Source organism: Streptomyces sp. CA189 (genome assembly GCF_056428985.1).
The window spans coordinates 54118-74854 of the sequence record NZ_JBWJVM010000023.1; the positions used below are offsets into that span (position 1 = coordinate 54118).

Below are 20737 nucleotides of genomic sequence, written 5' to 3' on the forward strand. Positions count from 1 at the left end.
GGAGCGCGTGCCTGGCAGGGCAGTGCGCGTGCGCCACGTGGCGTCCACCGGCCCAACCGCGAGGCCCGGACGTGTCTGCACCCGGTTCGGTCGAGCCGGGCGCACTGTCGACAGGTCCTCGGACTTGCGGATGCACCGAGCAGGTCGGTGCATTTCATACCGTTGCGGGACAGTTCCGGATTCTCACCGGATTCCCCTGCGGCGACAGCGAGCATGAGCATACATGTGGGGGCCGGTGCTTGCGGTAGCCCCCACATGTTGTGTCGCTCCTCGGGGGCGGTGCACCGCTAGAGCTCCAGGCGGTAGGTGAGCAGGGGGAGGCCCGGCACCGGGTACCAGTCCCGCTCCGGAGTCCGCACGAAGCCCAGCCGGTCGTAGATCCGGTGCGCCCCGAGCATCTTCTCGGTGGTCGACAGCACCAGGTGGCTCACGCCCTGCAGCTCCCGGGCACGGCTCACGCAGGCCCGTACGAGGGCCTCCCCGGCGCCGCGTCCGCGCGCCGCCGCGGAGACGGCCAGCATCCGGAACTCCGCCTCGCCGGGACCCGCGATATCGCACAGCGGGCTGCCGGGAGGGGCGAAGGTCACACCGCCGAGCAGCGTGCCCTCGTACTCCGCGACGAGCACCTCGCCGTCGGGGGCCCGGCCGGCGACGTCGCGCAGCCGGCTCAGGTAGGGGTCGTCCTCGGCGAAGTCCAGCAGTCCGTCGTCGAGGTAGGCCCGTGCGGTGATCTCGCCGAGCTCTTGGTATTCGGCGGCCGCCGCCGTCCTGATGATGATGTCCATGGGACCGAGTGTGCGCCAGGGCGAGCAAGGAGGCCGCCGCGTTCCGTCGGGTGGACGGAGACGCGGCGGCCTTGTGCGGCCCACCGGTTCAGCAGCAGCGGAACCCTTCGCGCGGATCGCCCTCGCGGGCGTCCGTACGGGCCCGCTCGAACTCCCGGCGGGACTGGACCTCCGCGTCCGGGTCGTGCGTACGGGCGTGGGCGACGTAGCGGTCGTAGGCCGCCTCGCCAGAGAACTCCCGTACGAAGTACCGGGCCCGGCCCAGCACGTGGCGCAGGCGCGTCACGCGACCGGTTCCTTGACGCGGCCTCCGCCCGAGTCGAGGCCGGCGGCGGCGAGCTCCGCGCGCTCCTCGGCGGTCGGGATGAGCCCGGCCGGGGCGACGAGCTTGGACTCGGTCCACGGGAACTCGACCATGGTGACCGACTCGGGCTTACGGATGGCCTTGAGGCAGGTGCGGGCCGCGTCCACGAGCACGATGATGATCAGCAGGGCGAAGAACACCGACAGGACGCCGTCCACCGTGGCGTTGGTGACCACGGTGTGCATCTCGTCCATGTTCTTGGCGGGCTTGAGGACCTTGCCCGCGTCGATGCCCTCCTGGTAGACGTCCCGCTGGGCGAAGAAGCCGATCTTCGGGTTGTCCGAGAAGATCTTCTGGTAGCTGGCGGTGAGCGTGACGGCCAGGTCCCAGGCCAGCGGAACGCCCGTCACCCAGGCCCACTTGAGCCGGCCCGACTTGATCAGCAGGGTGGTGCAGACGGCCAGGGCGACCGCCGCGAGGAGCTGGTTCGCGATGCCGAACAGCGGGAAGAGCTGGTTGATGCCGCCCAGCGGGTCCTTGACGCCGACCCAGAGGAAGTAGCCCCAGCCGCCGACGACCACCGCGCTGGCGAACCAGACGCCCGGCTTCCAGCTGACGTCCTTGAAGGACTTGTGCACGTTGCCGAGGGTGTCCTGGAGCATGAAGCGGCCGACGCGGGTGCCCGCGTCCACGGTCGTCAGGATGAACAGGGCCTCGAACATGATCGCGAAGTGGTACCAGAACGCCTTCATCGCGGTGCCGCCGATGACGGCCGAGAAGATCTCCGCCATTCCGAGTGCGAAGGTCGGCGCGCCGCCCGTACGGGACAGCAGGCTGCTCTCCTCCACGTCCTTCGCGGCCTGTGTGAGGGCCTCGGGGGAGATGGCGAAGCCGAAGTTCGTCACGGCCTGCGAGGCCGTCTCGACGGTGGCGCCGACGACCCCGCCGGGGGAGTTGATGGCGAAGTACAGGCCGGGATCGATGATGCAGGCCGCGATGATCGCCATGACGGCGACGAAGGACTCGGTCAGCATCGCGCCGTAGCCGATGACCCGGACCTGCGTCTCCTTCTGGATCATCTTCGGGGTGGTGCCCGAGGAGACCAGGGAGTGGAAGCCGGACAGGGCTCCGCAGGCGATGGTGATGAAGACGAACGGGAACATCGAGCCGGCGAAGACCGGCCCGTCGCCGCGCGAGGCGAACTCGGTGACCGCGGGCATCTTCAGCGTCGGCATGGCGATGACCACACCCACGGCCAGCAGCCCGATGGTGCCCACCTTCATGAAGGTGGAGAGGTAGTCGCGCGGGGCGAGCAGCATCCACACCGGCAGGACGGACGCCACGAAGCCGTAGGCGACCATCCAGATGACCAGCGTCTCCTTCTCCAGGGTGAAGGTGTCCGCCAGGGAGGACTCGGCGACCCAGCCGCCCGCGACGATGGCGAGCAGCAGCAGCGCGACTCCGACGACGGAGACCTCGGTGACCCGGCCCGGGCGCAGGACGCGCAGGTAGAAGCCCATGAAGAGGGCGATCGGGATGGTCATGCCGATGGAGAAGACGCCCCACGGGGAGTGCGCCAGCGCGTTGACGATCACCAGGGCCAGCACGGCCAACAGGATGATCATGATGGCGAAGACGCCGACCAGCGCGGCGGCGCCGCCGACCGGGCCGATCTCGTCCCGGGCCATCTGGCCGAGCGAACGGCCGTTGCGCCGGGTGGAGAAGAAGAGCGTGACCATGTCCTGGACGGCGCCCGCGAAGATCACGCCGACGACGATCCAGATGGTGCCGGGCAGGTAGCCCATCTGCGAGGCGAGTACGGGGCCCACGAGGGGGCCGGCGCCGGCGATGGCGGCGAAGTGGTGACCGAAAAGCACCCGTCGGTCGGTCGGGTGGAAGTCGACACCGTTGTCAAGGCGTTCGGCGGGGGTGGCGCGGGTCTTGTCCACCTTCAGGACGCGGTTCGCGATGAAGCGCGCGTAGAAGCGGTAGCCGATCGCGTACGAGCCGAGGGCGGCGGCGAGCAGCCAGACGGCCGAGATCTCCTCGCCGCGCGAGAGTGCCAGCACGCCCCAGCCGAGAGCCCCCACGAGCCCGACGAGCACCCACACGGCCACGGCCTTGGGGGACATGCGCCCCGATGGAGAAGGCGAGCCCGGCGTGGTGCCCGGACTCGCCGCGTCCCGTATCGCCCGTGCCGCTTCCGGCTCCGTTGCTTCCGGTCCTGGTTCCGTCATGATCCGTCGTCCCCTCGTCGATCATCTGCGTAATGGCGCAGGGAATCTACGGGGGACAGCCCGCTGGGCGTAAGCCCCCGTCCGCATAGCGGAACGAGAGTCAACTACGAATCAGACGACGGGGCGCTGGAGTCGGGCGACGAACTTGTAACGATCGCCGCGGTATACGGAACGCACCCACTCGACGGGCTCCCCGTCGGTGTCCAGCGAATGGCGGGAAAGCAGCAGCATCGGCAGCCCGACGTCGGTGCCGAGCAGTCCGGCCTCCCGCGGGGTGGCCAGCGAGGTCTCGATGGTCTCCTCCGCTTCGGCGAGGCGCACGTCGTACACCTCGGCGAGGGCGGTGTAGAGGGAGGTGTACTTGACCAGTGAACGGCGCAGCGCGGGGAAGCGCTTGGCCGACAGGTGCGTGGTCTCGATGGCCATCGGCTCGCCGCTGGCCAGGCGGAGCCGTTCGATGCGCAGGACCCGGCCGCCGGTGGCGATCTTGAGGAGGCCGGCGAGGGTGTCGTCGGCCGTCACGTAGCCGATGTCCAGGAGCTGGGAGGTGGGTTCCAGGCCCTGGGCCCTCATGTCCTCCGTGTAGGAGGAGAGTTGGAGCGGCTGGGAGACCTTCGGCTTGGCGACGAAGGTTCCTTTGCCCTGAATCCGTTCCAGCCGCCCCTCGACGACGAGCTCCTGGAGAGCCTGTCGCACCGTGGTGCGGGAGGTGTCGAACTCGGCCGCGAGCGTGCGCTCCGGCGGCACCGGTGTTCCTGGCGGCAAGGTTTCGGTCATATCGAGCAAGTGGCGTTTGAGCCGGTAGTACTTGGGCACGCGTGCCGTGCGGGTGGCCGCCCCGCTGTCCGGCTCCGTGATCGCCCCTTCGGTGGCCATCGCCGCCCGCCTTCCCGACTCCAGTTTCGTTGCCGTCACCGGCTCCTCCGATATGTGCGGTCACATCGTGACACGGGAGGGAGGGCAGGCCTCCTCCCTCCCCCAGGTGTCGGTCCGATAACGGACCGAGCACCCGCTCATTAGACCCTTGACACCCCTAAAGGTCTAGGCCAAGCTCCAGCTACTGGTCTACACCAATATGGATCAGATCCCGGCCCCACGGGCAGTACTTGGTGCTTTTTGAGTCACCGCGGCGGGCAAGGGAAGTTGCAGGCAGCATCCCTGAGGAGGGTGGCGTGAAGCGCAAGCTCATCGCGGCGGTCAGTGTCGCGGGCATGATGGTCGGAGTCGCGGCGTGCGGCAACGGCGGCGACGACAAGCCGAAGGCCGACGCGGGTGGCGCCAAGGAGATCACCGTCTGGGTGATGGACGGCTCCGCACCGAAGACCTGGATCGACGCGGTCAACGCGGAGTTCTCCGCCAAGCACCCCGGTGTCACGGTCAAGGTAGAGGTCCAGCCCTGGAAGGGCATCCAGGAGAAGGTCACCACGGCCCTCTCCGAGAACACCCCGCCGGACGTCCTGGAGCTCGGCAACACCCAGACCGCCGGTTACGCGGTCACCGGTGGTCTCGCCGACCTGACCAAGGACAAGTCCAAGCTCGGCGCGGACGCCTGGGCGAAGAGCGGTCTGGCCTCGGCCGAGATCGACGGCAAGCTCTACTCCGCTCCGTGGTACGCGGCCAACCGCGTCGTCATCTACGACAAGAAGGCCTTCGAGAAGGCCGGCGTCACGGCGCCCAAGACCCGCGACGAGTGGGTCGCCGGCCTGGAGAAGCTGAAGGCGGCCGACCCGGCCTCGCAGCCGATCTACCTGCCCGGCCAGAGCTGGTACGTCCTCGCCGGTCTCATCTGGGACGAGGGCGGCGACCTCGCCACCAAGGACGGCGACAAGTGGAAGGGCGGTCTCGGTACCCCCCAGGCCGCTTCCGCGATGGAGTTCTACAAGAAGCTCCAGTCCTTCTCCACCGCCCCGAAGGACAAGGACGAGGCGAACCCGCAGCAGTCCACCGACGTCGTTCCCAAGGGTGGCGTCGCCTCCTGGATCGGCCTCGGCTGGGAGGCCGGCGGTGCCGAGAAGGCGCTGAAGGACGCGGGCAAGGAAGCCGACTTCGGTTACTTCCCGATCCCGGGCAAGACCGCCGACAAGCCGGGCACCGTCTTCCTCGGCGGCTCGAACCTGGCGATCGCCGAGCGCTCCAAGAACAAGGACCTCGCCAAGGAGTGGCTGGCCCTCGCCGCAGGCAAGGACCAGATGACCAAGTACGCCGCCGAGACCAAGGGCGCGCTGCTCCCGAACCAGGCCGGCGCGAACTTCACCCCGGCTGCGGGCTCCTTCGCCGAGGCGATGGCCAAGGCCGGCGTCAACGGCAACATCACCCCGGTGACCCCGGGCTGGGCGAACGTCGAGACCGAGCCGAACCCCATCAAGGAGTTCATGACGAAGGTCCTGAAGGGTGACGACGCCGCCAAGGCGGGCGCGGACGCGGACAAGGAAATCGCGAGCCGCATCAACAAGTAACACCCCGAAGTACCCGTACTGAACGCACCGGGGGCGCGGTGGGCGCCCAGAGCGCCCACCTCGCCCCCGGTCGCGCATTGACAGACGTAAGCGCCGCCCGCTCCGAGCGGGGTAGCGGGTGCGAGTCGCCACAGTCAACCGCGAGGAAGCCCAGACATGACCGTGCACTCCCAGGGAGCGGCGACCTCCGCTCCACAGGACGCACCACACGAGTCCGCGGGGCCGGCCAAGACGCCGCCGCCCACCGGAGCCAAGGCAGCGTCCCAGTCTCCTCGCGGGGGCAGAAAGTCGCTCCCCTCAGGGTGGATGCCGTACCTCCTGATCGGGCCCGCCGTGCTCAGCATGGCGACCCTGCTGCTGTACCCGCTGATCAAGAACATCATCCTGTCGTTCCAGAAGGTCGACAAGATCGAGTTCATCCAGCGGAAGGCGCCGTTCAACGGCGTGGAGAACTACACCCAGCTGCTGGGCGACTCGCAGTTCTGGACCGTCGTGGTCCGAAGCTTCCTCTTCACCGCGGGCAACGTCTTCCTGATCATGGTGATCGGCAGCCTCATCGGTCTCCTGCTCAACCGGCTCGGCAAGTGGATGCGCCTGGTCCTGTCGATGGCGCTGGTGATGGCCTGGGCCATGCCGATCGTCGCCTCCGTGACCGTCTTCCAGTGGCTGTTCGACGAGCAGTACGGCGTCATGAACTGGCTGATGCGCACCTTCGGCTTCGTCGGCTACGACCAGCACAACTGGTTCGAGACCGGCCTGTCCACCATGGTGATCATCACGGTCCTGCTGTCCTGGGGCTCCATCCCCTTCGTCGCCCTCAACATGTACGCCGGCCTGACCACGGTCAGCGGCGAGCTGTACGAGGCCGCGCGCATGGACGGGGCCAACGGCTGGCAGACGTTCTGGAAGGTCGTCTTCCCGAACCTCAAGTCGTTCTTCCTGGTCACGACGTTCCTTGAGGTCATCTGGATCTTCAAGGCCTTCACCCAGATCTACGCGATGAACAAGGGCGGCCCCGACCGCGCCTCGGAGACGCTGACGATCTACGCGTACGTAGAGGGCCAGAGCCAGGGCCACTACGGTCTGGCCGCGGCGATCTCCGTCCTGACGATCGTGATGCTCGTGGTCGTCATGTCCTTCTACTTCCGTCTGATCCTGAAGCAGGAGGAGGAGCAGTGAGCACCACCACCGCCCCGAAGCCCGCGCCGTCCGCGCCGTCCGCGAAGCCCCAGCAGCTGCGCAACCGCCGGCCGATCCGTCCCGCGGCCGTCGCCAAGAACGTCGGCGCCCTGCTGCTGGCCGTCCTCTTCGTCTTCCCCGTCTACTGGATGTTCTCCTCGGCCCTCAAGCCGTCCAGCGAGATCCTCTCCAAGGACCCCGTCTTCGTCTTCGCCCCGACGATGGAGAACTTCACCAAGGCCACCGGCGTCGACCTGTTCTGGACCTACGTCGCGAACAGCTTCATCGTCACCATCGGCGCCGTCACCCTGGCCCTGCTCGTCGCCCTCGCCGCGAGCTTCGCCATCGCCCGCATGAAGTTCAAGGGCCGCAAGGGCCTGGTCCTCGCGGTGATGATGGCCCAGATGGCGCCCTGGGAGGTCATGGTCATCGCGATGTACATGATCGCCCGCGACTCCGAGATGCTGAACAGCCTCCCGCTGCTCACCGCGATCTACTTCGTGATGGTCCTCCCCTTCACCATCTGGACCCTGCGCGGCTTCATCGCCGCCGTCCCGGTGACCCTGGAGGAGGCCGCCCAGATCGACGGCTGCACCCGCGGCCAGGCCTTCCGCAAGGTGATCTTCCCGCTGCTGGCCCCCGGCCTGATGTCCACCTCGCTCTTCGGCTTCATCACGGCCTGGAACGAGTTCGCGATGGTCCTGATCCTGAACAAGGACAAGACCGCGCAGACCCTGCCGCTGTGGCTGACCCAGTTCCAGACGGCCTTCGGCAACGACTGGGGCGCCACGATGGCCGCGTCCTCGCTCTTCGCGGTCCCGGTCCTGCTCATCTTCGTCTTCCTCCAGCGCAAGGCCGTCGGCGGCATGACCGCCGGCGCCGTGAAGGGATAACGGCCCATGACTGTCCTTGCGCACCGCACGACTGCGCCTGATTCAGACGGTGTGACCCGGGACGCCCTCGCGGTCCTCCAGCCCGGCTTCGAGGGCACCACCGCCCCCGCCTGGCTGCTGCGCCAGGTCGCCGAAGGCCTCACCGCCGTCGGCCTCTTCGGCCGCAACATCACCTCGCCCGAGCAGCTCGCCGCGCTGACCGCGCAGCTGCGTACCGAGCGGGACGACGTCCTCGTCGCCATCGACGAGGAGGGCGGCGACGTCACCCGCCTGGAGGTCCGGGGCGGCTCCTCCTTCCCCGGCAACCTGGCCCTCGGCGCCGTGGACGACGTGGACCTGACCCGCGACGTCGCCCGCGAGCTGGGCCGCCGGCTCGCCGAGTGCGGGGTCAACCTCAACTGGGCCCCGTCCGCCGACGTCAACTCCAACCCGGACAACCCGGTCATCGGCGTACGGTCCTTCGGCGCCGACACCCACCTCGCCGCCCGGCACACCGCCGCGTACGTCGAAGGCCTCCAGGCCGCCGGCGTCGCCGCCTGCACCAAGCACTTCCCGGGCCACGGCGACACCAACGTCGACTCGCACCACGCGCTGCCGCGCATCGACGTGGACCTCGACACCCTGGCCGCGCGGGAACTCGTACCGTTCCGGGCCGCCATCGAGGCCGGCACCAAGGCCGTCATGAGCGCGCACATCCTGGTGCCCGCCCTGGACCCGACCCGGCCGGCCACCCTCAGCCCGCAGATCCTGACCGGTCTGCTGCGCAAGGAGCTCGGCTACGAGGGCCTCATCGTCACCGACGGCATGGAGATGAACGCCATCGCCGGGACGTACGGCATCGAGCGCGGCTCGGTGCTGGCCATCGCGGCCGGAGCCGACGCCATCTGCGTCGGCGGCGGGCTCGCCGACGAGGGCACCGTGCTGCGCCTGCGCGACGCACTGGTCGCGGCCGTGCGCGAGGGCTCGCTCCCGGAGGAGCGGCTCGCCGAGGCCGCCGCCCGGGTCCGCTCGCTGGCGGAGTGGACCCGCCGGGTCCGCGAGGGCGCGCGGCCGGAGGGGAGCAGCGCGCCCGGCATCGGACTGGCGGCGGCCCGCCGCGCGGTGGTCGTGACGGGTTCGCCCAAGGCGGCCTCGCCGGTGAACGCCCCGTACATCGCCACGCTCACCCCCGTCGCGAACATCGCGGTCGGCGACGAGACCCCGTGGGGGGTGGCCGGGGAGGTGTCCGCACTGATCCCGGGCACCGAGTCGGGCGTGTTCCCGCAGGGGTCGAGCGCCGCGGACGTCCTGGCCGCCGCGGGGAACCGCACCGTCGTCGCGGTGGTCCGCGACGCGCACCGGCACCCCTGGATGACCGAGGCCCTGGACGCGCTCGTCGCGGCGCGGCCGGAGACGATCGTGGTCGAGATGGGCCTGCCGCGGGCCGAGCCGCGGGGTGCGCTGCACATCGCGACGCACGGGGCGGCCCGGGTCTGCGGGCGGGCTGCCGCGGAGATCATCGCGGGGGTTTAGCGGGCCGCTGCGGGCCGGCTGCCGGGGCTCCGCCCCGGACCCCGCGCCTCACACGCCGGCGGGGCTGGATTCCTCCAGCCCCGCCGGCGTTTTCGCGGCGCGCCGCGAGCAAGAGAAGGGCCGGGCTCCCGCAGGGGGAGCCCGGCCCTTCTCTGCTTGCCGGTGCGGCCTACAGGCCCTGCCAAGCGGGCTTGTTGGCGTAGGCGTGGCGGAAGTAGTCCGCCAGCTTCAGCTTGGACGCGGCGGCCTCGTCCACGACCACCGTGGCGTGGCGGTGCAGCTGGAGCGCGGAGGCCGGCACGAGGGCGGACAGCGGGCCCTCGACGGTCTGCGCGACGGCCTCGGCCTTGCCCTCGCCGGTGGCCAGCAGGACCAGGTGGCGGGCGTCGAGGATGGTGCCGATGCCCTGGGTGATGACGTGGTGCGGCACCTGCTCTATGTCGTTGTCGAAGAAGCGCGCGTTGTCCACGCGGGTCTGCTCCGTCAGCGTCTTGATGCGGGTGCGGGAGGCCAGCGAGGAGCAGGGCTCGTTGAAGCCGATGTGCCCGTCCGTGCCGATCCCGAGGAGCTGGAGGTCCACGCCGCCGGCCTCGGCCAGGGCGCGGTCGTAGGCGTCGCAGGCGCCGACGATGTCCGCGGCCGAGCCGTCCGGGCCCATGAAGGAGGCCTCGGACAGGCCCAGCGGCTCCACGACCTCGCGCAGGACGACGGCGCGGTAGGACTCCGGGTGCCCGGCCGGCAGGCCGACGTACTCGTCGAGCTGGCAGACGCGGGCCTGGGAGGCGTCGACCAGTCCGGCCTTGACCTTGGCGGCGAGCGCCTCGTAGATGGGCAGCGGCGTAGAGCCGGTCGCCACGCCGAGCAGGGCGTCGGGCTTGCGGCGGACCAGGGCGGCCATGGCCTCCGCGATGAGCTCGCCGCCTGCCTTGGCGTCCGGGACGATGACAACTTCCACGCGGGGCCTGCCGATCTGGAGTGTGACGTTATGGTATAGACCAATCTAGCAGAGGCGAGGCCCCGTTGCCGGGTCTTCGCACACTCCATGGTGGGCCGGATCCGCCGCTCCGGCCTCCCGGGCCGGGGCCCGCTACAGGAGCGAGAGCTGGAGCCCGCCCGTCACGGCGAGGTGCTGGCCCGTGACCCAGCGGGAGTCCGGGGAGGCCAGGAAGGCGACCACGTCCGCGACCTCCTGCGGGGTGCCGAGCCGGTCGAAGACGGAGCGGGAGGCGGCGTGCGCGCGGGCGGCCGGGTCCGCGAGCCAGGCCGCGTTCAGGTCGGTCTCCACGACCCCGGGACCCACCGAGTTCACCGTGATGTTCCGCGGCGCGAGCTCGGCGGCCAGCGAGACCGTCAGCGCGTTCACCGCACCCTTGGCCATGACCGTGGCGAGGATCGCGGGCAGGGCGATGTCCGGGGTGCCGGTCACGTTCACGATCCGGCCGCCGTCCCGCAGCCGCTCCAGGCCGTGCTGGATCACGAAGAACGGCGCCTTCGCGTTGAGCGCGTGCACCCGGTCGTACGTCTCCTCGTCGGTGGAGCCGATGCCGGCGAAGGTGGCCCCGCCCGCGTTGTTCACCAGTACGTCGACCCCGCCGCCCCCCTCGGTGGCCAGCGGATGGGCCGCGTACGCCGCCCAGAGGGCCTCCGCGCCGCCCGGAACGCCGAGCTCCGCCCCTACCGCGAAGGCGCGGCCCCCGGCCGCCTCGATGGCGCCCACGGTCTCCTCGGCGGCCGCCGCGTTGTATCCGTAGGCCACCGCGACCAGCGCCCCGTCGCGGGCGAGGCGCTCCGCGATGGCCCGCCCGATGCCCCGGCTGCCGCCCGTGACCAGTGCCGTCTTCCCCTTGAGCACGCCCATGGCACGCCCCCCTTTCGGTAGTGGTCGCTACAGAAAAGACCGTATCAGATTTCGTAGCGCCCGCTATAGAATGAGTTCATGGTGACCGGACAGCGCGGCAGGCCCCGCTCCTTCGACCGTGACGAGGCCCTCGACAAGGCGATGTTCGCCTTCTGGGAGCGCGGCTACGAGGCGACGTCGATCTCCGACCTGACCGCCTCGCTCGGAATCAGCGCCCCGAGCCTCTACGCGGCGTTCGGCGACAAGCGCAAGCTCTTCGACGAGGTCGTGGTGGTCTACGGCGGCCGCTACGGGGACTTCGCGGCCGTAGCCCTCGCCGAGGAACCCACCGCCCGCGCGGCGGTGGGGCGCATCCTGCACGAGGCGGCGGAGGTCTACACCGACCCCGCCCACCCGCCGGGCTGCATGGTGATCAGCGCGGCCGTCAACACCACCTCGGACGAGGTCGCGGAGGCGCTGCGCGTACGGCGCGAGGCCAACCTGGTGGCGTTCGAGAGCCGGATCCGGGCCGATGTCGCCACGGGAGAACTGCCGGCCGGTACGGACACCCGGGCGCTGGCGCGCTACGCCGGAGCGGTGCTGCAGGGGATGTCCCAGCAGTCGCGCGACGGCGCGGGCCGGGAGGAGCTGGAGGCGGTGGCGGAGCTGGCCCTGCGGGCCTGGCCGCAGTAGGGGGCCGTCATCCGCGACGGTCTTCCGGGGGATGCGTCACCCGGGGACGCACGTTCCTCTGGGCCACGGTGCCGAACGGGACCCTCAGCCCGCCCGGCACCGTAGCCCGGAGTACTCACGGCCGACGGGTGTGCGGTGCCCGACGGCCGGTGGGAGGTGACGCGCGGTCAGGGCAGAGCGCGCGGTTACCTCGATCCGTCCTCCTGTGCGGGGAGGGCGGAAGCTTGATGCAATTGTGGACTAGACCAATCTGTTCTGTCCATCCAATGACGTGACCCTTGTTCCCGTCACTTCCTCCAAGCCTACGCGGAAGCGGGGTCTCCTGGATACTCCGGAGTATCGCGCTGAGGAAAGTCATGGCCCGTACCCGGGGTACGCTCGCCACGTGCCCTCCATGAACGACCTCGTACGCCAGCACACCGCTCTCAGTGAAACCGACCTGGAGTGGCTCCACCTGCTGGTCTCGGAGTGGCAGCTGCTCTCCGACCTCTCCTTCGCCGACCTCGTGCTGTGGGTCCCCACGCTCGACGGCAGCCGGTACGTCTCGGTCGCGCAGATGCGCCCGAACACCGGCCCCACCTCGTACCAGGACGACATGGTCGGCCACCTGGTCCCGCGCGGCCGCCGCCCGCTGCTCGACGCCGCGCTCGACGAGGGCCGCATCGTGCGCGAGGGCGACCCGGAGTGGCGCGAGGAGGTGCCGGTCCGCGTCGAGTCGATCCCCGTGCGCCGCGAGGGCCGGGTCCTCGGAGTGATCGCACGCAACACCAACCTGCTCACTGTGCGTACACCCAGCCGGCTGGAGCTCACCTACCTCCAGTCCGCCTCCGACCTGGCCCAGATGATCGCGGCGGGCTCCTTCCCGTTCCCCGGCCAACAGGTCGACATGGACGCCTCCCCGCGCGTCGGCGACGGCCTGATCAGGCTGGACTCCGAGGGCGTGGTGACGTACGCGTCCCCGAACGCGCTCTCCGCCTACCACCGGCTCGGCCTCGCCTCCGACCTGGTCGGCCAGCACCTGGGCACGATCACCTCCGAACTCGCGCCCTCGCGCGGTCCGGTGGACGAGGCCCTGGTCAAACTCGCCAGCGGCTGGGCCCCGCGCGAGACCGAGGCCGAGGGCAGTGGCGGGGTCATCCAGCTGCGGGCGATCCCGCTCAAGCCCAAGGGCACCCGGATCGGCTCGCTCGTCCTGTGCCGCGACGTCACGGAACTGCGCCGTCGCGAACGTGAATTGATCACCAAGGACGCGACCATCCGGGAGATCCACCACCGGGTCAAGAACAACCTCCAGACCGTGGCCGCGCTCTTGCGGCTACAGGCCCGCCGAATGGATTCGCCGCAGGGGCGCGAGGCGCTGAACGAAGCCGTCCGTCGCGTCGGTTCGATCGCGATCGTGCACGAGACGCTGTCTCAGAACCTGGATGAGCGGGTCGAGTTCGACGAGATCGCCGACCGGGTGATCGCGATGGTCTCCGAGATCTCCCCGGGCAGGGTCGACTGCCGGCGCACCGGCCGCTTCGGAATCCTGGACGCCGAGGTCGCCACCCCGCTGTCGATGGTGCTGACGGAGATCCTCCAGAACGCCCTGGAGCACGCCTTCACACAGGGCGAGGGCGGCACCGTGGAGGTGTCCGCGGCCCGCTCGGGCACCGGTCGCGACGATGCCCGGCTGCTGATCTCGGTGGTCGACGACGGCTGCGGTCTGCCCGAGGGCTTCGACCCCCAACGGGCCGGCAACCTCGGGCTGCAGATCGTACGGACCCTGGTCGAGGGGGAGCTCGGCGGCACCTTCGACATGGTCGCCTCCGAGCCGCGCGGCACCAAGGTCGTCCTCGACATACCCGCCAGCCCGCAGAAGTAGCGCGCCACGCCGGTGACTCAGGGTGACGTTATCGGCCGAGGACGGGCTCCGGACAGCACTGAACCCCGTACCGAATGGTTTTCGGTACGGGGTTCGAGAGCACGTTGCTGAGCGCTTATATGGGTACTACGCGCTGCGGCTCGAGGCTCGAAAGTCGATGTCAGGCGGTTGCGTTGCGCGCCCGATTGCGAGCGGCGCGGCGCTTCATTGCGCGGCGCTCGTCCTCGCTGAGACCGCCCCAGACACCGGAGTCCTGACCGGACTCGAGCGCCCACTGCAGGCACTGCTCCATGACGGGGCAACGGCGGCAGACGGCCTTGGCTTCCTCGATCTGCAGCAGCGCAGGACCGGTGTTGCCGATGGGGAAGAAGAGTTCCGGGTCTTCCTCGCGGCAAACGGCGTTGTGACGCCAGTCCATGGCTGCTCCATCTCCTTGTATTGCGGGCAGGTTGCTTGTGAATGTGAACGCTTTCACGAATCCCTTCGTGAGGGAAGGGAGACCGCCCAGTTTGGGGAAAAACTCGCCCTGGGCTGCCGGAGATTCGTGGAGGGGTTCTGGCGGTCTGTGTGGGTGCCGGGTTCTGCGGGCTGTCCCGATCGCCATGTAGAGATTCGCAAACCTCGGACGGGGATACAACCCCTTCCGGAAAGTTTTTTTTGATTCGTCGGTGTCTACTAGGTCACAGCCCTACTTCCTAGGGGTGGACCGGCGTGTAAACGTTCGAGTGAAAGGACTTTCGGCCCTTCCACTCACACAATCACACGCAGTGCACGGCGTACGCCTGTGAACCGAACGCTGGTGCGCAGCCCGAGGTGGTCTCCGTCCATCTGGAACGGAAGCGGCACCTTCGAATGCAAGGTGAAGTCCGTCAGATCGTGCAGAGACACCGCATGCTTGCCGTGCGGGCCGCGCTCAGGAGTCGAGGTCAGGAGCTGTGTCGCGTAGCGAGCGACCGCCGGAGTTGACAAACGGTCCAGCGCCAATACGTCAAGTGCGGTATCGAACGACGCCTCCGGAGAGGCGTAAAGCGGTCGGTTGCCCAGATATGTCCAGGGTGACGTGTTGCACACTATCGACAGCACCAGGTCCGTCACCGGATCCGCGCCGGGCCGCTCCAGCGTCACCATGCCGTGCCGGCGGTTGGGCTCTTCCCAGAACTGGCGCATCAGCTGTCGCACGTACAGGGCATGGGTCGAACGTTTGCCCCGTTCCCGCTGCTGTTCGACACGACCCACCACGCCCGCGTCGAAGCCGAAGCCCGCGCAGAAGGTGAACCAGCGCGCCGGAACCGACTCGTCCTCCGTGCCCGGGGTGCCGGCCGCGAGCCCCAGGCCGACCGTCCGCTCGCGCCGCTCCCGCAGCGCGTCCAGCAGGGCGCCGGTCGCCTCGACCGCGTCGTTGGGCAGGCCGAGCGCGCGGGCGAAGACATTGGTGGAGCCGCCGGGGACCACCGCGAGCCCGGGCAGCCGGTCCGGATCGGGGCCCTCGTGCAGCAGCCCGTTGACGACTTCGTTGACGGTGCCGTCACCGCCCAAAGCCACCACCAGGTCGACCCCGGTCTCGGCCGCCCGGCGGCCCAGATCCCGGGCGTGGCCGCGGTATTCGGTGGTGACCGCCTCCAGCTTCATCTCGCTGGCGAGCGCATGGGTCAGGACGTCGCGCGTGCGCGCACTGGTCGTCGTCGCTGCTGGGTTGGCCACGAGGAGTGCACGCATGGGCGTCAGCCTACCGACCCCTTCCGGCGCCGCCCATACTGGCCGTCCCCTCCGGGTGCGGGAAGGCCGCGGCTACCCTGCTGGGGTGAGTACGAAGCCCAGCCCCACCGAGTCCGCCGTCCCCGCCCCGCTGCCCCGCAGGCTGACCGCGGCCGCCGCGCTCGCCGCGCTGGAGGGGCTGGCCCTGGCCGGTCCCGGCGTCGCCGATCTGTACATGGCCGTCGTCGGCGACGCGGACGCCGTGCAGGCCGGGACCGGCGGGATCACCCTGCTCGTCCTGGCCGCGCTGCCGCTGGTCGCGGCGCGCGGGCTGATCCTGGGCCGCCGCTGGAGCCGCGGTCCGGCGCTGATCACCCAGCTGATGTCGCTGCCGGTGGCCTGGATGCTGTGGACCGCGGGAGGGTCCATGAAGGTCGCCGCCGTGGCGTTGGCCCTGGCGGCGGTGGCCGTCACGGCCCTCCTGGTGAACCCGAAGGCCACCGAAGCGCTGGGCATCGGGCCCGCGGAACAGACCCGATAGCCCGGCGGGCGGCTCTTCTACTCCTCGACCAGGAGCTTTTCGCGGAGCTGGGCCAGGGTGCGGGCCAGCAGCCGGGAGACGTGCATCTGGGAGATGCCGACCTCCTGGGCGATCTGCGACTGGGTCATGTTGCCGAAGAACCGCAGCAGCAGGATCCGCTTCTCCCGCGGCGGCAGTCCTTCGAGCAGCGGCTTGAGGGACTCGCGGTACTCGACGCCCTCCAGCGCCTCGTCCTCCGAGCCCAGGGTGTCCGCGACCGCCGGCGACTCGTCGTCGGTGTCCGGGACGTCCAGGGAGAGCGTGCTGTAGGCGTTGGCCGATTCCAGGCCCTCCAGCACCTCCTCCTCGGAGATGCCCAGCCGTTCGGCCAGTTCGTGCACCGTGGGGGAGCGGCCGTGCTGCTGGGACAGTTCCGCCGTCGCCGTGGTCAGCGAGAGCCGCAGCTCCTGCAGGCGCCTGGGAACCCGTACCGCCCAGCCCTTGTCACGGAAGTGGCGCTTGATCTCGCCGACCACCGTGGGCGTGGCGTACGTGGAGAACTCGACCCCGCGGTCCGGGTCGAAGCGGTCCACCGACTTGATCAGGCCGATGGTGGCCACCTGGGTCAGGTCGTCCAGCGGCTCGCCGCGGTTGCGGAAGCGCCGGGCCAGGTGTTCGACCAGCGGCAGGTGCATCCGTACGAGCCGGTTGCGTAGCTCCGCCTTCTCCGGCGAGCCGTCGGGCAGCGCCCGGAGCTCGATGAAGAGGGCCCGCGCGCCGCTGCGGTCGCGCGGATCCGGCAGGGGTACCGGCGCCGTGAACACCGGAGCCCGCAGGGCTTCGGAGGTGTCCGCGGCCGGTGGTGTGTCCGCGGCCGGGGCCGCCGGCGGGGCCGTGGCAGCGGCCCCCGGTGGCTGGACCGGCAGTGTTTGGTCGTGCTGGTTCTCGCTCACAGGGCCCGCCCGTCGCTCCGCCGAGTCCAAAAAGCCGTTTTCCGCATCCGTGTCAGCCGGGTGCGGCCGGGCGTGCTGCTGCTCCGGAATGCCGCCGTCGACCTCGTGTCCTACCCGGGGCCGATCCCCGCCCCGCACCGGGACCTCCCCGCCGCTCACGCCGGGCCTGGTCCCGCGCCGCGCTGTTTGTAGAGGCTGATGCTCACCGTCTTGTTCTCCTCGACCGTGGCCTCGACCTTCCCGGCGAGCGCCGAGAGGACCGTCCACGCGAACGTGTCGCGCTCCGGCGCCCGGCCGTCGGTGGTCGGGGCGGAGACGGTCACCTCCAGCGAATCGTCGACCAACCGGAAGACGCAGCTGAGGACGGAGCCGGGCACGGCCTGCTGGAGCAGGATCGCGCAGGCCTCGTCCACCGCGATGCGGAGGTCCTCGATCTCGTCGAGGGTGAAGTCCAAACGTGCCGCGAGGCCGGCCGTGGCCGTTCGCAGCACAGACAGGTAGGCACCCGCAGCGGGCAGCCGGACTTCCACGAAGTCCTGGGTCCCGGGCTCGCCTGCGATCTGGGACACCCTCACCTCCAAGGTGGTACGAGCTCTGTTCGCCGGTGACGCTATCGCGATCCGGGCGATCGTGTCGCGGCACCCCTGTCGGAGGGTGCAGAGCCCCGTCGAACATAGCTGGCCTGAGGGCCGTGCCTGCGACCAGTGACTGATGGTAAGCCCATGGGGACGCACAGTGGCTAGGGGTCTGCGGGCCCAAATCAGGGGAACCGGCGGAGGGTTGACCTACCCCGCTTCAGACGATCGAACCGTCGACAAAACACCATCTCCAGGTCTCGCCCGGTTCGAAGCTGCGCATCACCGGATGTCCGGTCTCCCGGTGGTGCGCCGTGGCGTGCCGGTGGGGCGAGGAGTCGCAGCACCCGACGTGCCCGCACCCCAGGCACATCCGGAGCTGCACGGGATGGCTGCCGAGGGCCAGACATTCGGGGCAGGTCTGGGCAAGCGGGACCGGCTCGGGGCGCGGCAGTTCGGGAACGTGGGTGCACTCGCTCATGATGGCCAGCGTACTGAGGTGCGGGCGCCCGGATGACATGACTCGAGCGAGGACGATCTTCGATGGAGGTATTGCCGCTGGTGGCGCTGGTGGCCGGCTGTGCGGTCGTCGCGGGCCTGGCCCGCCGCACCCCGGTGCCGGCCCCGCTGCTGCTGGTCGCCGCCGGACTGGCCGCGGCCTACGTGCCGGGCGTGCCCGAGTACGGGCTGGACCCGCACATCGTGCTGCCGCTGCTGCTCCCGCCGCTGCTCTACACGGCCGCGGTCGACAGCTCGTACCTGGACCTGCGGGCGAACCTGCGGCCCGTGGCCCTGCTCTCGGTGGGGTACGTGCTCTTCGCGACCGTCGCCGTCGGGTACGCGGCGTACCTGCTGGTGCCGGGGCTCTCGCTGCCGGTGGCGCTGGTGCTGGGGGCGGTCATCGCCCCGCCCGACGCGGTCGCGGCGACGGCCATCGCCCGCAAGCTCGGGCTGCCGAACCGGATCACGACCATCCTCCAGGGTGAGTCCCTGGTCAACGACGCCACCGCGATCACCGCGTACAAGGTCGCGCTGGCGGCGGCGGTCGGGGCGAGCGCCGGCTGGGCGGGCGGGATCCAGGAGTTCCTGCTGGCCTCGGTCGGCGGGGTCGCGGTCGGCCTGCTGCTGATGGTCCCGATCCACGTCCTGCGCAGGAAGCTGCGCGAACCGCTCCTGCAGAACACCCTGTCGCTGCTGATCCCCTTCGTGGCCTACGCGGCCGCCGAGCGGGTGCATGCGTCGGGAGTGCTGGCGGTCGTGGTGGTCGCGCTGTACCTCGGGCACCGCAACTGGCAGGTCGACTTCGCGACCCGGCTCCAGGAGGAGGCGGTCTGGAAGATGGTCGCCTTCATCCTCGAATCGGTGGTCTTCGCGCTGATCGGGCTCCAGTTGCCGGTGGTGCTGAAGGGGCTGGGGGAGTACGAGGGCCCGGCGGCGGCGGGCTACGCGGTGGTCGTGTTCCTCGTCGTGGTCGCGGCCCGCTTCGCGTGGGTCTTCCCGGCGACGTTCCTGCCGAGGCTCTCGCAGCGGATCCGCGCGCGCGAGCCGGGGACGACCTGGAAGGCCCCGGTCATCGTGGGATGGGCGGGCATGCGGGGTGTGGTCTCGCTGGCCATCGCCTTCTCCGTGCCGATGAGCGTGCCGCACCGGAACCTGATCCTGTTCCTGACCTTCACGACGGTGATCGGCACGCTGGTGGTCCAGGGCCTGACCCTGCCGCCGCTGATCCGGCTGCTGCGGCTGCCGCCCAAGGACACGCACGCCGAGACCCTGGCGGAGGCCCAGGCCCAGAGCGAGGCCTCGCGGGCCGCGGAAGACCGCCTGACGGAGCTGCTGGACTCCCCGGCGAACGCGCTGCCGCCCCCGCTGGCGGACCGGCTGCGGTCGGTCCTGGAGCGCCGGCGGAACGCCGTGTGGGAGCGGCTGGGGGAGGTCAACGCGGTCACGGGCGAGTCCGCGGACGACGTCTACCGCCGCCTGGCGGGGGAGATGATCGAGGCGGAACGCGAGGTCTTCGTCTCCCTGCGCGACGCCCGCCGCATCGACGACGAAATGCTCCGGGTCCTGCTGCGCCGCCTGGACCTGGAGGAGGCGGCGGCGTACCGGGAGGAAGCGGGCTGAGGGAGGAACCGGGCTGAGGCCGGGGCGGGGCCCGGCCGACGCCGCGCAGGGGCCGCCGGCCGGCCGCGCGCGGGAGGGCAGCCGGGGCTGTTTGCTGCCCCGGGGCCCGGGCTACGGGCGGCCCGTCACGACCGCCGCCACGGTGGTGCCGCGGGGGAAGGCGCCCGCGCGGGTCAGGGCGAGCAGGGCCCAGAGGAGCTTCGCCACGTAGATCCGCTCCACCGGCAGGCCGTGGCGGGACTCGAAGTCCGCCGCGAACTCCGCCAGCTCGGCGGGGACGCGGGCGTAGCCGCCGTGGGCGTAGCCCTCGGCCAGTGACCAGTCGCCCGCCGGCCCGCCGAACGCGGCCGTCTGGAGGGAACGTATCTCCGCCTCCAGGAACCCGCCCCCGACCACCGGCACCCCCAGCGCCCGCCGGCCCGCGCCGAGCCCCGCTGCCAGCCCGGCCAGCGTGCCCCCGGTCCCGCAGGCCACGGCGGCCACGTCGCAGGCACCGCTCAGCTCGCGGCCCAGCTCGGCGCAGCCGTGCAGCGCGAGCGCGTTGCTGCCGCCCTCGGGGATCACGTACGCCCCCTCCGCGCCCGCCAGCGCCGGGAGCCCGGCCTTGTCCCGGTAGGCCGACCGCGTCACGAAGTGCAGCCGCATGCCGTCCGCCGCGCACCGGGCCAGCGAGTCGTTCAGCGGCCGCCCCGCGAGCTCGTCCCCCCGTACGATCCCGACTGTCGCCAGCCCCAGCAGCCGGCCGGCCGCGGCGGTGGCCCGGAGGTGGTTGGAGTAGGCACCGCCGAAGGTCACGAGCTCCGGGTACCCGCCCGCGACGGCGGCCCGCAGATTCGGCGCGAGCTTGCGCCACTTGTTGCCGGGCAGCTCCGGATGCACCAGATCGTCCCGCTTGAGCAGCAGCCGGACCCCGTGCACGTCGAACCGCTCGTCACGGACCTCCCGCAACGGCGAGGCCGGGCGGGGTCGCAGGATCGGCTCGGGGTCGGGGGCAGCGTCGGGGTCGGGGTCGACTGGATGTTCCACCCGCCCATTGTGGGCCGTGTCCGCGGCGGGGCGGCGGGTGTCGGTGCCAACGGGTGAAGGCGGCGGCGCCGGCACCGGTCGGCTGGT

Annotated in this window: 20 protein-coding genes and 1 riboswitch; of the genes, 8 read left to right on the forward strand and 12 right to left on the reverse strand. The window is 70.6% G+C overall.

Annotation, left to right across the window (positions count from 1 at the left end; translation table 11 throughout):
* Nucleotides 1-92: 92 nt before the first annotated feature.
* Nucleotides 93-221, reverse strand: a riboswitch (cobalamin riboswitch).
* Nucleotides 222-287: 66 nt separating this feature from the next.
* The 4 genes from AC061S_RS19260 to AC061S_RS19275 all read right to left on the reverse strand — a co-directional run bounded on the left by AC061S_RS19260 (nt 288) and on the right by AC061S_RS19275 (nt 4202).
* Nucleotides 288-785, reverse strand: coding sequence for a GNAT family N-acetyltransferase (locus AC061S_RS19260; RefSeq protein ID WP_478687192.1), 498 nt, complete (start codon nt 783-785; stop codon nt 288-290).
* A gap of 88 nt (nt 786-873) precedes the next feature.
* Nucleotides 874-1071, reverse strand: coding sequence for a YbdD/YjiX family protein (locus AC061S_RS19265; protein ID WP_478687193.1), 198 nt, complete (start codon nt 1069-1071; stop codon nt 874-876).
* Nucleotides 1068-3221, reverse strand: a complete 2154-nt coding sequence (locus tag AC061S_RS19270; protein WP_478687194.1) for a carbon starvation CstA family protein — start codon at nt 3219-3221, stop codon at nt 1068-1070. The genes AC061S_RS19265 and AC061S_RS19270 overlap by 4 nt, the downstream gene beginning before the upstream one ends.
* A gap of 216 nt (nt 3222-3437) precedes the next feature.
* Nucleotides 3438-4202, reverse strand: a complete 765-nt coding sequence (locus tag AC061S_RS19275; RefSeq protein WP_356516953.1) for a GntR family transcriptional regulator — start codon at nt 4200-4202, stop codon at nt 3438-3440.
* Nucleotides 4203-4498: 296 nt separating this feature from the next.
* Here AC061S_RS19275 and AC061S_RS19280 point away from each other — a divergent pair, with 296 nt between their 5' ends.
* From AC061S_RS19280 to AC061S_RS19295, 4 genes are all read left to right on the forward strand, one after another.
* Nucleotides 4499-5782 (forward strand): extracellular solute-binding protein, encoded by a 1284-nt coding sequence (locus AC061S_RS19280; RefSeq protein WP_478687195.1) that lies wholly within the window; start codon nt 4499-4501, stop codon nt 5780-5782.
* A 156-nt stretch (nt 5783-5938) separates the two neighbouring features.
* On the forward strand, nt 5939-6961 hold the full coding sequence (locus tag AC061S_RS19285) for a carbohydrate ABC transporter permease (RefSeq protein WP_478687196.1): 1023 nt from the start codon (nt 5939-5941) through the stop codon (nt 6959-6961).
* A 56-nt stretch (nt 6962-7017) separates the two neighbouring features.
* Nucleotides 7018-7854, forward strand: a complete 837-nt coding sequence (locus AC061S_RS19290; RefSeq protein ID WP_478687228.1) for a carbohydrate ABC transporter permease — start codon at nt 7018-7020, stop codon at nt 7852-7854.
* Between the two features lie 6 nt (nt 7855-7860).
* Complete coding sequence (locus AC061S_RS19295) at nt 7861-9366, forward strand: glycoside hydrolase family 3 protein (protein WP_478687197.1); 1506 nt, start codon at nt 7861-7863, stop codon at nt 9364-9366.
* Between the two features lie 169 nt (nt 9367-9535).
* On the opposite strand, the gene nagB is transcribed toward AC061S_RS19295, so the two are convergent.
* Both nagB and AC061S_RS19305 read right to left on the reverse strand, forming a co-directional pair.
* Complete coding sequence (gene nagB, locus AC061S_RS19300) at nt 9536-10321, reverse strand: glucosamine-6-phosphate deaminase (RefSeq protein ID WP_478687198.1); 786 nt, start codon at nt 10319-10321, stop codon at nt 9536-9538.
* 132 nt (nt 10322-10453) lie between these two features.
* On the reverse strand, nt 10454-11224 hold the full coding sequence (locus AC061S_RS19305; protein WP_478687199.1) for an SDR family oxidoreductase: 771 nt from the start codon (nt 11222-11224) through the stop codon (nt 10454-10456).
* Nucleotides 11225-11302: 78 nt separating this feature from the next.
* Between AC061S_RS19305 and AC061S_RS19310 the strand changes: the two genes are divergently transcribed.
* Entirely contained in the window at nt 11303-11896 is a 594-nt protein-coding gene (locus AC061S_RS19310; RefSeq protein ID WP_478687200.1) for a TetR/AcrR family transcriptional regulator, read from the forward strand.
* Between the two features lie 394 nt (nt 11897-12290).
* Nucleotides 12291-13760: a sensor histidine kinase gene (locus AC061S_RS19315; RefSeq protein WP_478687229.1), complete on the forward strand. Its 1470-nt coding sequence runs from the start codon at nt 12291-12293 to the stop codon at nt 13758-13760.
* A gap of 160 nt (nt 13761-13920) precedes the next feature.
* Here the strand turns inward: AC061S_RS19315 and AC061S_RS19320 are convergent, their stop codons facing one another.
* The gene (locus tag AC061S_RS19320; protein ID WP_004937597.1) at nt 13921-14178 is read right to left on the reverse strand and encodes a WhiB family transcriptional regulator; all 258 of its coding nucleotides are present in this window, start codon (nt 14176-14178) and stop codon (nt 13921-13923) included.
* A 332-nt stretch (nt 14179-14510) separates the two neighbouring features.
* Nucleotides 14511-15476, reverse strand: a complete 966-nt coding sequence (locus AC061S_RS19325) for a diacylglycerol/lipid kinase family protein (protein WP_478687201.1) — start codon at nt 15474-15476, stop codon at nt 14511-14513.
* A gap of 85 nt (nt 15477-15561) precedes the next feature.
* Here AC061S_RS19325 and AC061S_RS19330 point away from each other — a divergent pair, with 85 nt between their 5' ends.
* Complete coding sequence (locus tag AC061S_RS19330; protein ID WP_478687202.1) at nt 15562-15996, forward strand: hypothetical protein; 435 nt, start codon at nt 15562-15564, stop codon at nt 15994-15996.
* A 17-nt stretch (nt 15997-16013) separates the two neighbouring features.
* Here the strand turns inward: AC061S_RS19330 and AC061S_RS19335 are convergent, their stop codons facing one another.
* The 3 genes from AC061S_RS19335 to AC061S_RS19345 all read right to left on the reverse strand — a co-directional run bounded on the left by AC061S_RS19335 (nt 16014) and on the right by AC061S_RS19345 (nt 17984).
* Nucleotides 16014-17087 (reverse strand): RNA polymerase sigma factor SigF, encoded by a 1074-nt coding sequence (locus tag AC061S_RS19335; protein WP_478687203.1) that lies wholly within the window; start codon nt 17085-17087, stop codon nt 16014-16016.
* Nucleotides 17084-17497: an ATP-binding protein gene (locus AC061S_RS19340; RefSeq protein ID WP_214949331.1), complete on the reverse strand. Its 414-nt coding sequence runs from the start codon at nt 17495-17497 to the stop codon at nt 17084-17086. Before AC061S_RS19340 ends, AC061S_RS19335 begins: the two co-directional genes overlap by 4 nt.
* A 226-nt stretch (nt 17498-17723) precedes the next feature.
* On the reverse strand, nt 17724-17984 hold the full coding sequence (locus AC061S_RS19345) for a UBP-type zinc finger domain-containing protein (protein WP_383952157.1): 261 nt from the start codon (nt 17982-17984) through the stop codon (nt 17724-17726).
* 62 nt (nt 17985-18046) lie between these two features.
* On the opposite strand from AC061S_RS19345, the gene AC061S_RS19350 reads away from it, so the two are divergent.
* A complete protein-coding gene (locus AC061S_RS19350) occupies nt 18047-19624 on the forward strand; it encodes a Na+/H+ antiporter (RefSeq protein WP_478687204.1) in 1578 nt (525 codons plus the stop codon).
* A gap of 111 nt (nt 19625-19735) precedes the next feature.
* On the opposite strand, the gene AC061S_RS19355 is transcribed toward AC061S_RS19350, so the two are convergent.
* Nucleotides 19736-20650, reverse strand: coding sequence for a 1-aminocyclopropane-1-carboxylate deaminase/D-cysteine desulfhydrase (locus tag AC061S_RS19355; RefSeq protein WP_478687205.1), 915 nt, complete (start codon nt 20648-20650; stop codon nt 19736-19738).
* Nucleotides 20651-20737: the final 87 nt, after the last annotated feature.

Bases quoted from the DNA above. Each gene is read 5' to 3' on its own strand.
- AC061S_RS19260 (WP_478687192.1), bottom strand. From the start codon at position 785: ATGGACATCATCATCAGGACGGCGGCGGCCGCCGAATACCAAGAGCTC.
- AC061S_RS19270 (WP_478687194.1), bottom strand. From the start codon at position 3,221: ATGTCCCCCAAGGCCGTGGCCGTGTGGGTGCTCGTCGGGCTCGTGGGG.
- AC061S_RS19275 (WP_356516953.1), bottom strand. From the start codon at position 4,202: ATGGCCACCGAAGGGGCGATCACGGAGCCGGACAGCGGGGCGGCCACC.
- AC061S_RS19285 (WP_478687196.1), top strand. From the start codon at position 5,939: ATGACCGTGCACTCCCAGGGAGCGGCGACCTCCGCTCCACAGGACGCA.
- AC061S_RS19295 (WP_478687197.1), top strand. From the start codon at position 7,861: ATGACTGTCCTTGCGCACCGCACGACTGCGCCTGATTCAGACGGTGTG.
- AC061S_RS19305 (WP_478687199.1), bottom strand. From the start codon at position 11,224: ATGGGCGTGCTCAAGGGGAAGACGGCACTGGTCACGGGCGGCAGCCGG.
- AC061S_RS19310 (WP_478687200.1), top strand. From the start codon at position 11,303: ATGGTGACCGGACAGCGCGGCAGGCCCCGCTCCTTCGACCGTGACGAG.
- AC061S_RS19315 (WP_478687229.1), top strand. From the start codon at position 12,291: ATGAACGACCTCGTACGCCAGCACACCGCTCTCAGTGAAACCGACCTG.
- AC061S_RS19320 (WP_004937597.1), bottom strand. From the start codon at position 14,178: ATGGACTGGCGTCACAACGCCGTTTGCCGCGAGGAAGACCCGGAACTC.
- AC061S_RS19325 (WP_478687201.1), bottom strand. From the start codon at position 15,476: ATGCGTGCACTCCTCGTGGCCAACCCAGCAGCGACGACGACCAGTGCG.
- AC061S_RS19345 (WP_383952157.1), bottom strand. From the start codon at position 17,984: ATGAGCGAGTGCACCCACGTTCCCGAACTGCCGCGCCCCGAGCCGGTC.
- AC061S_RS19350 (WP_478687204.1), top strand. From the start codon at position 18,047: ATGGAGGTATTGCCGCTGGTGGCGCTGGTGGCCGGCTGTGCGGTCGTC.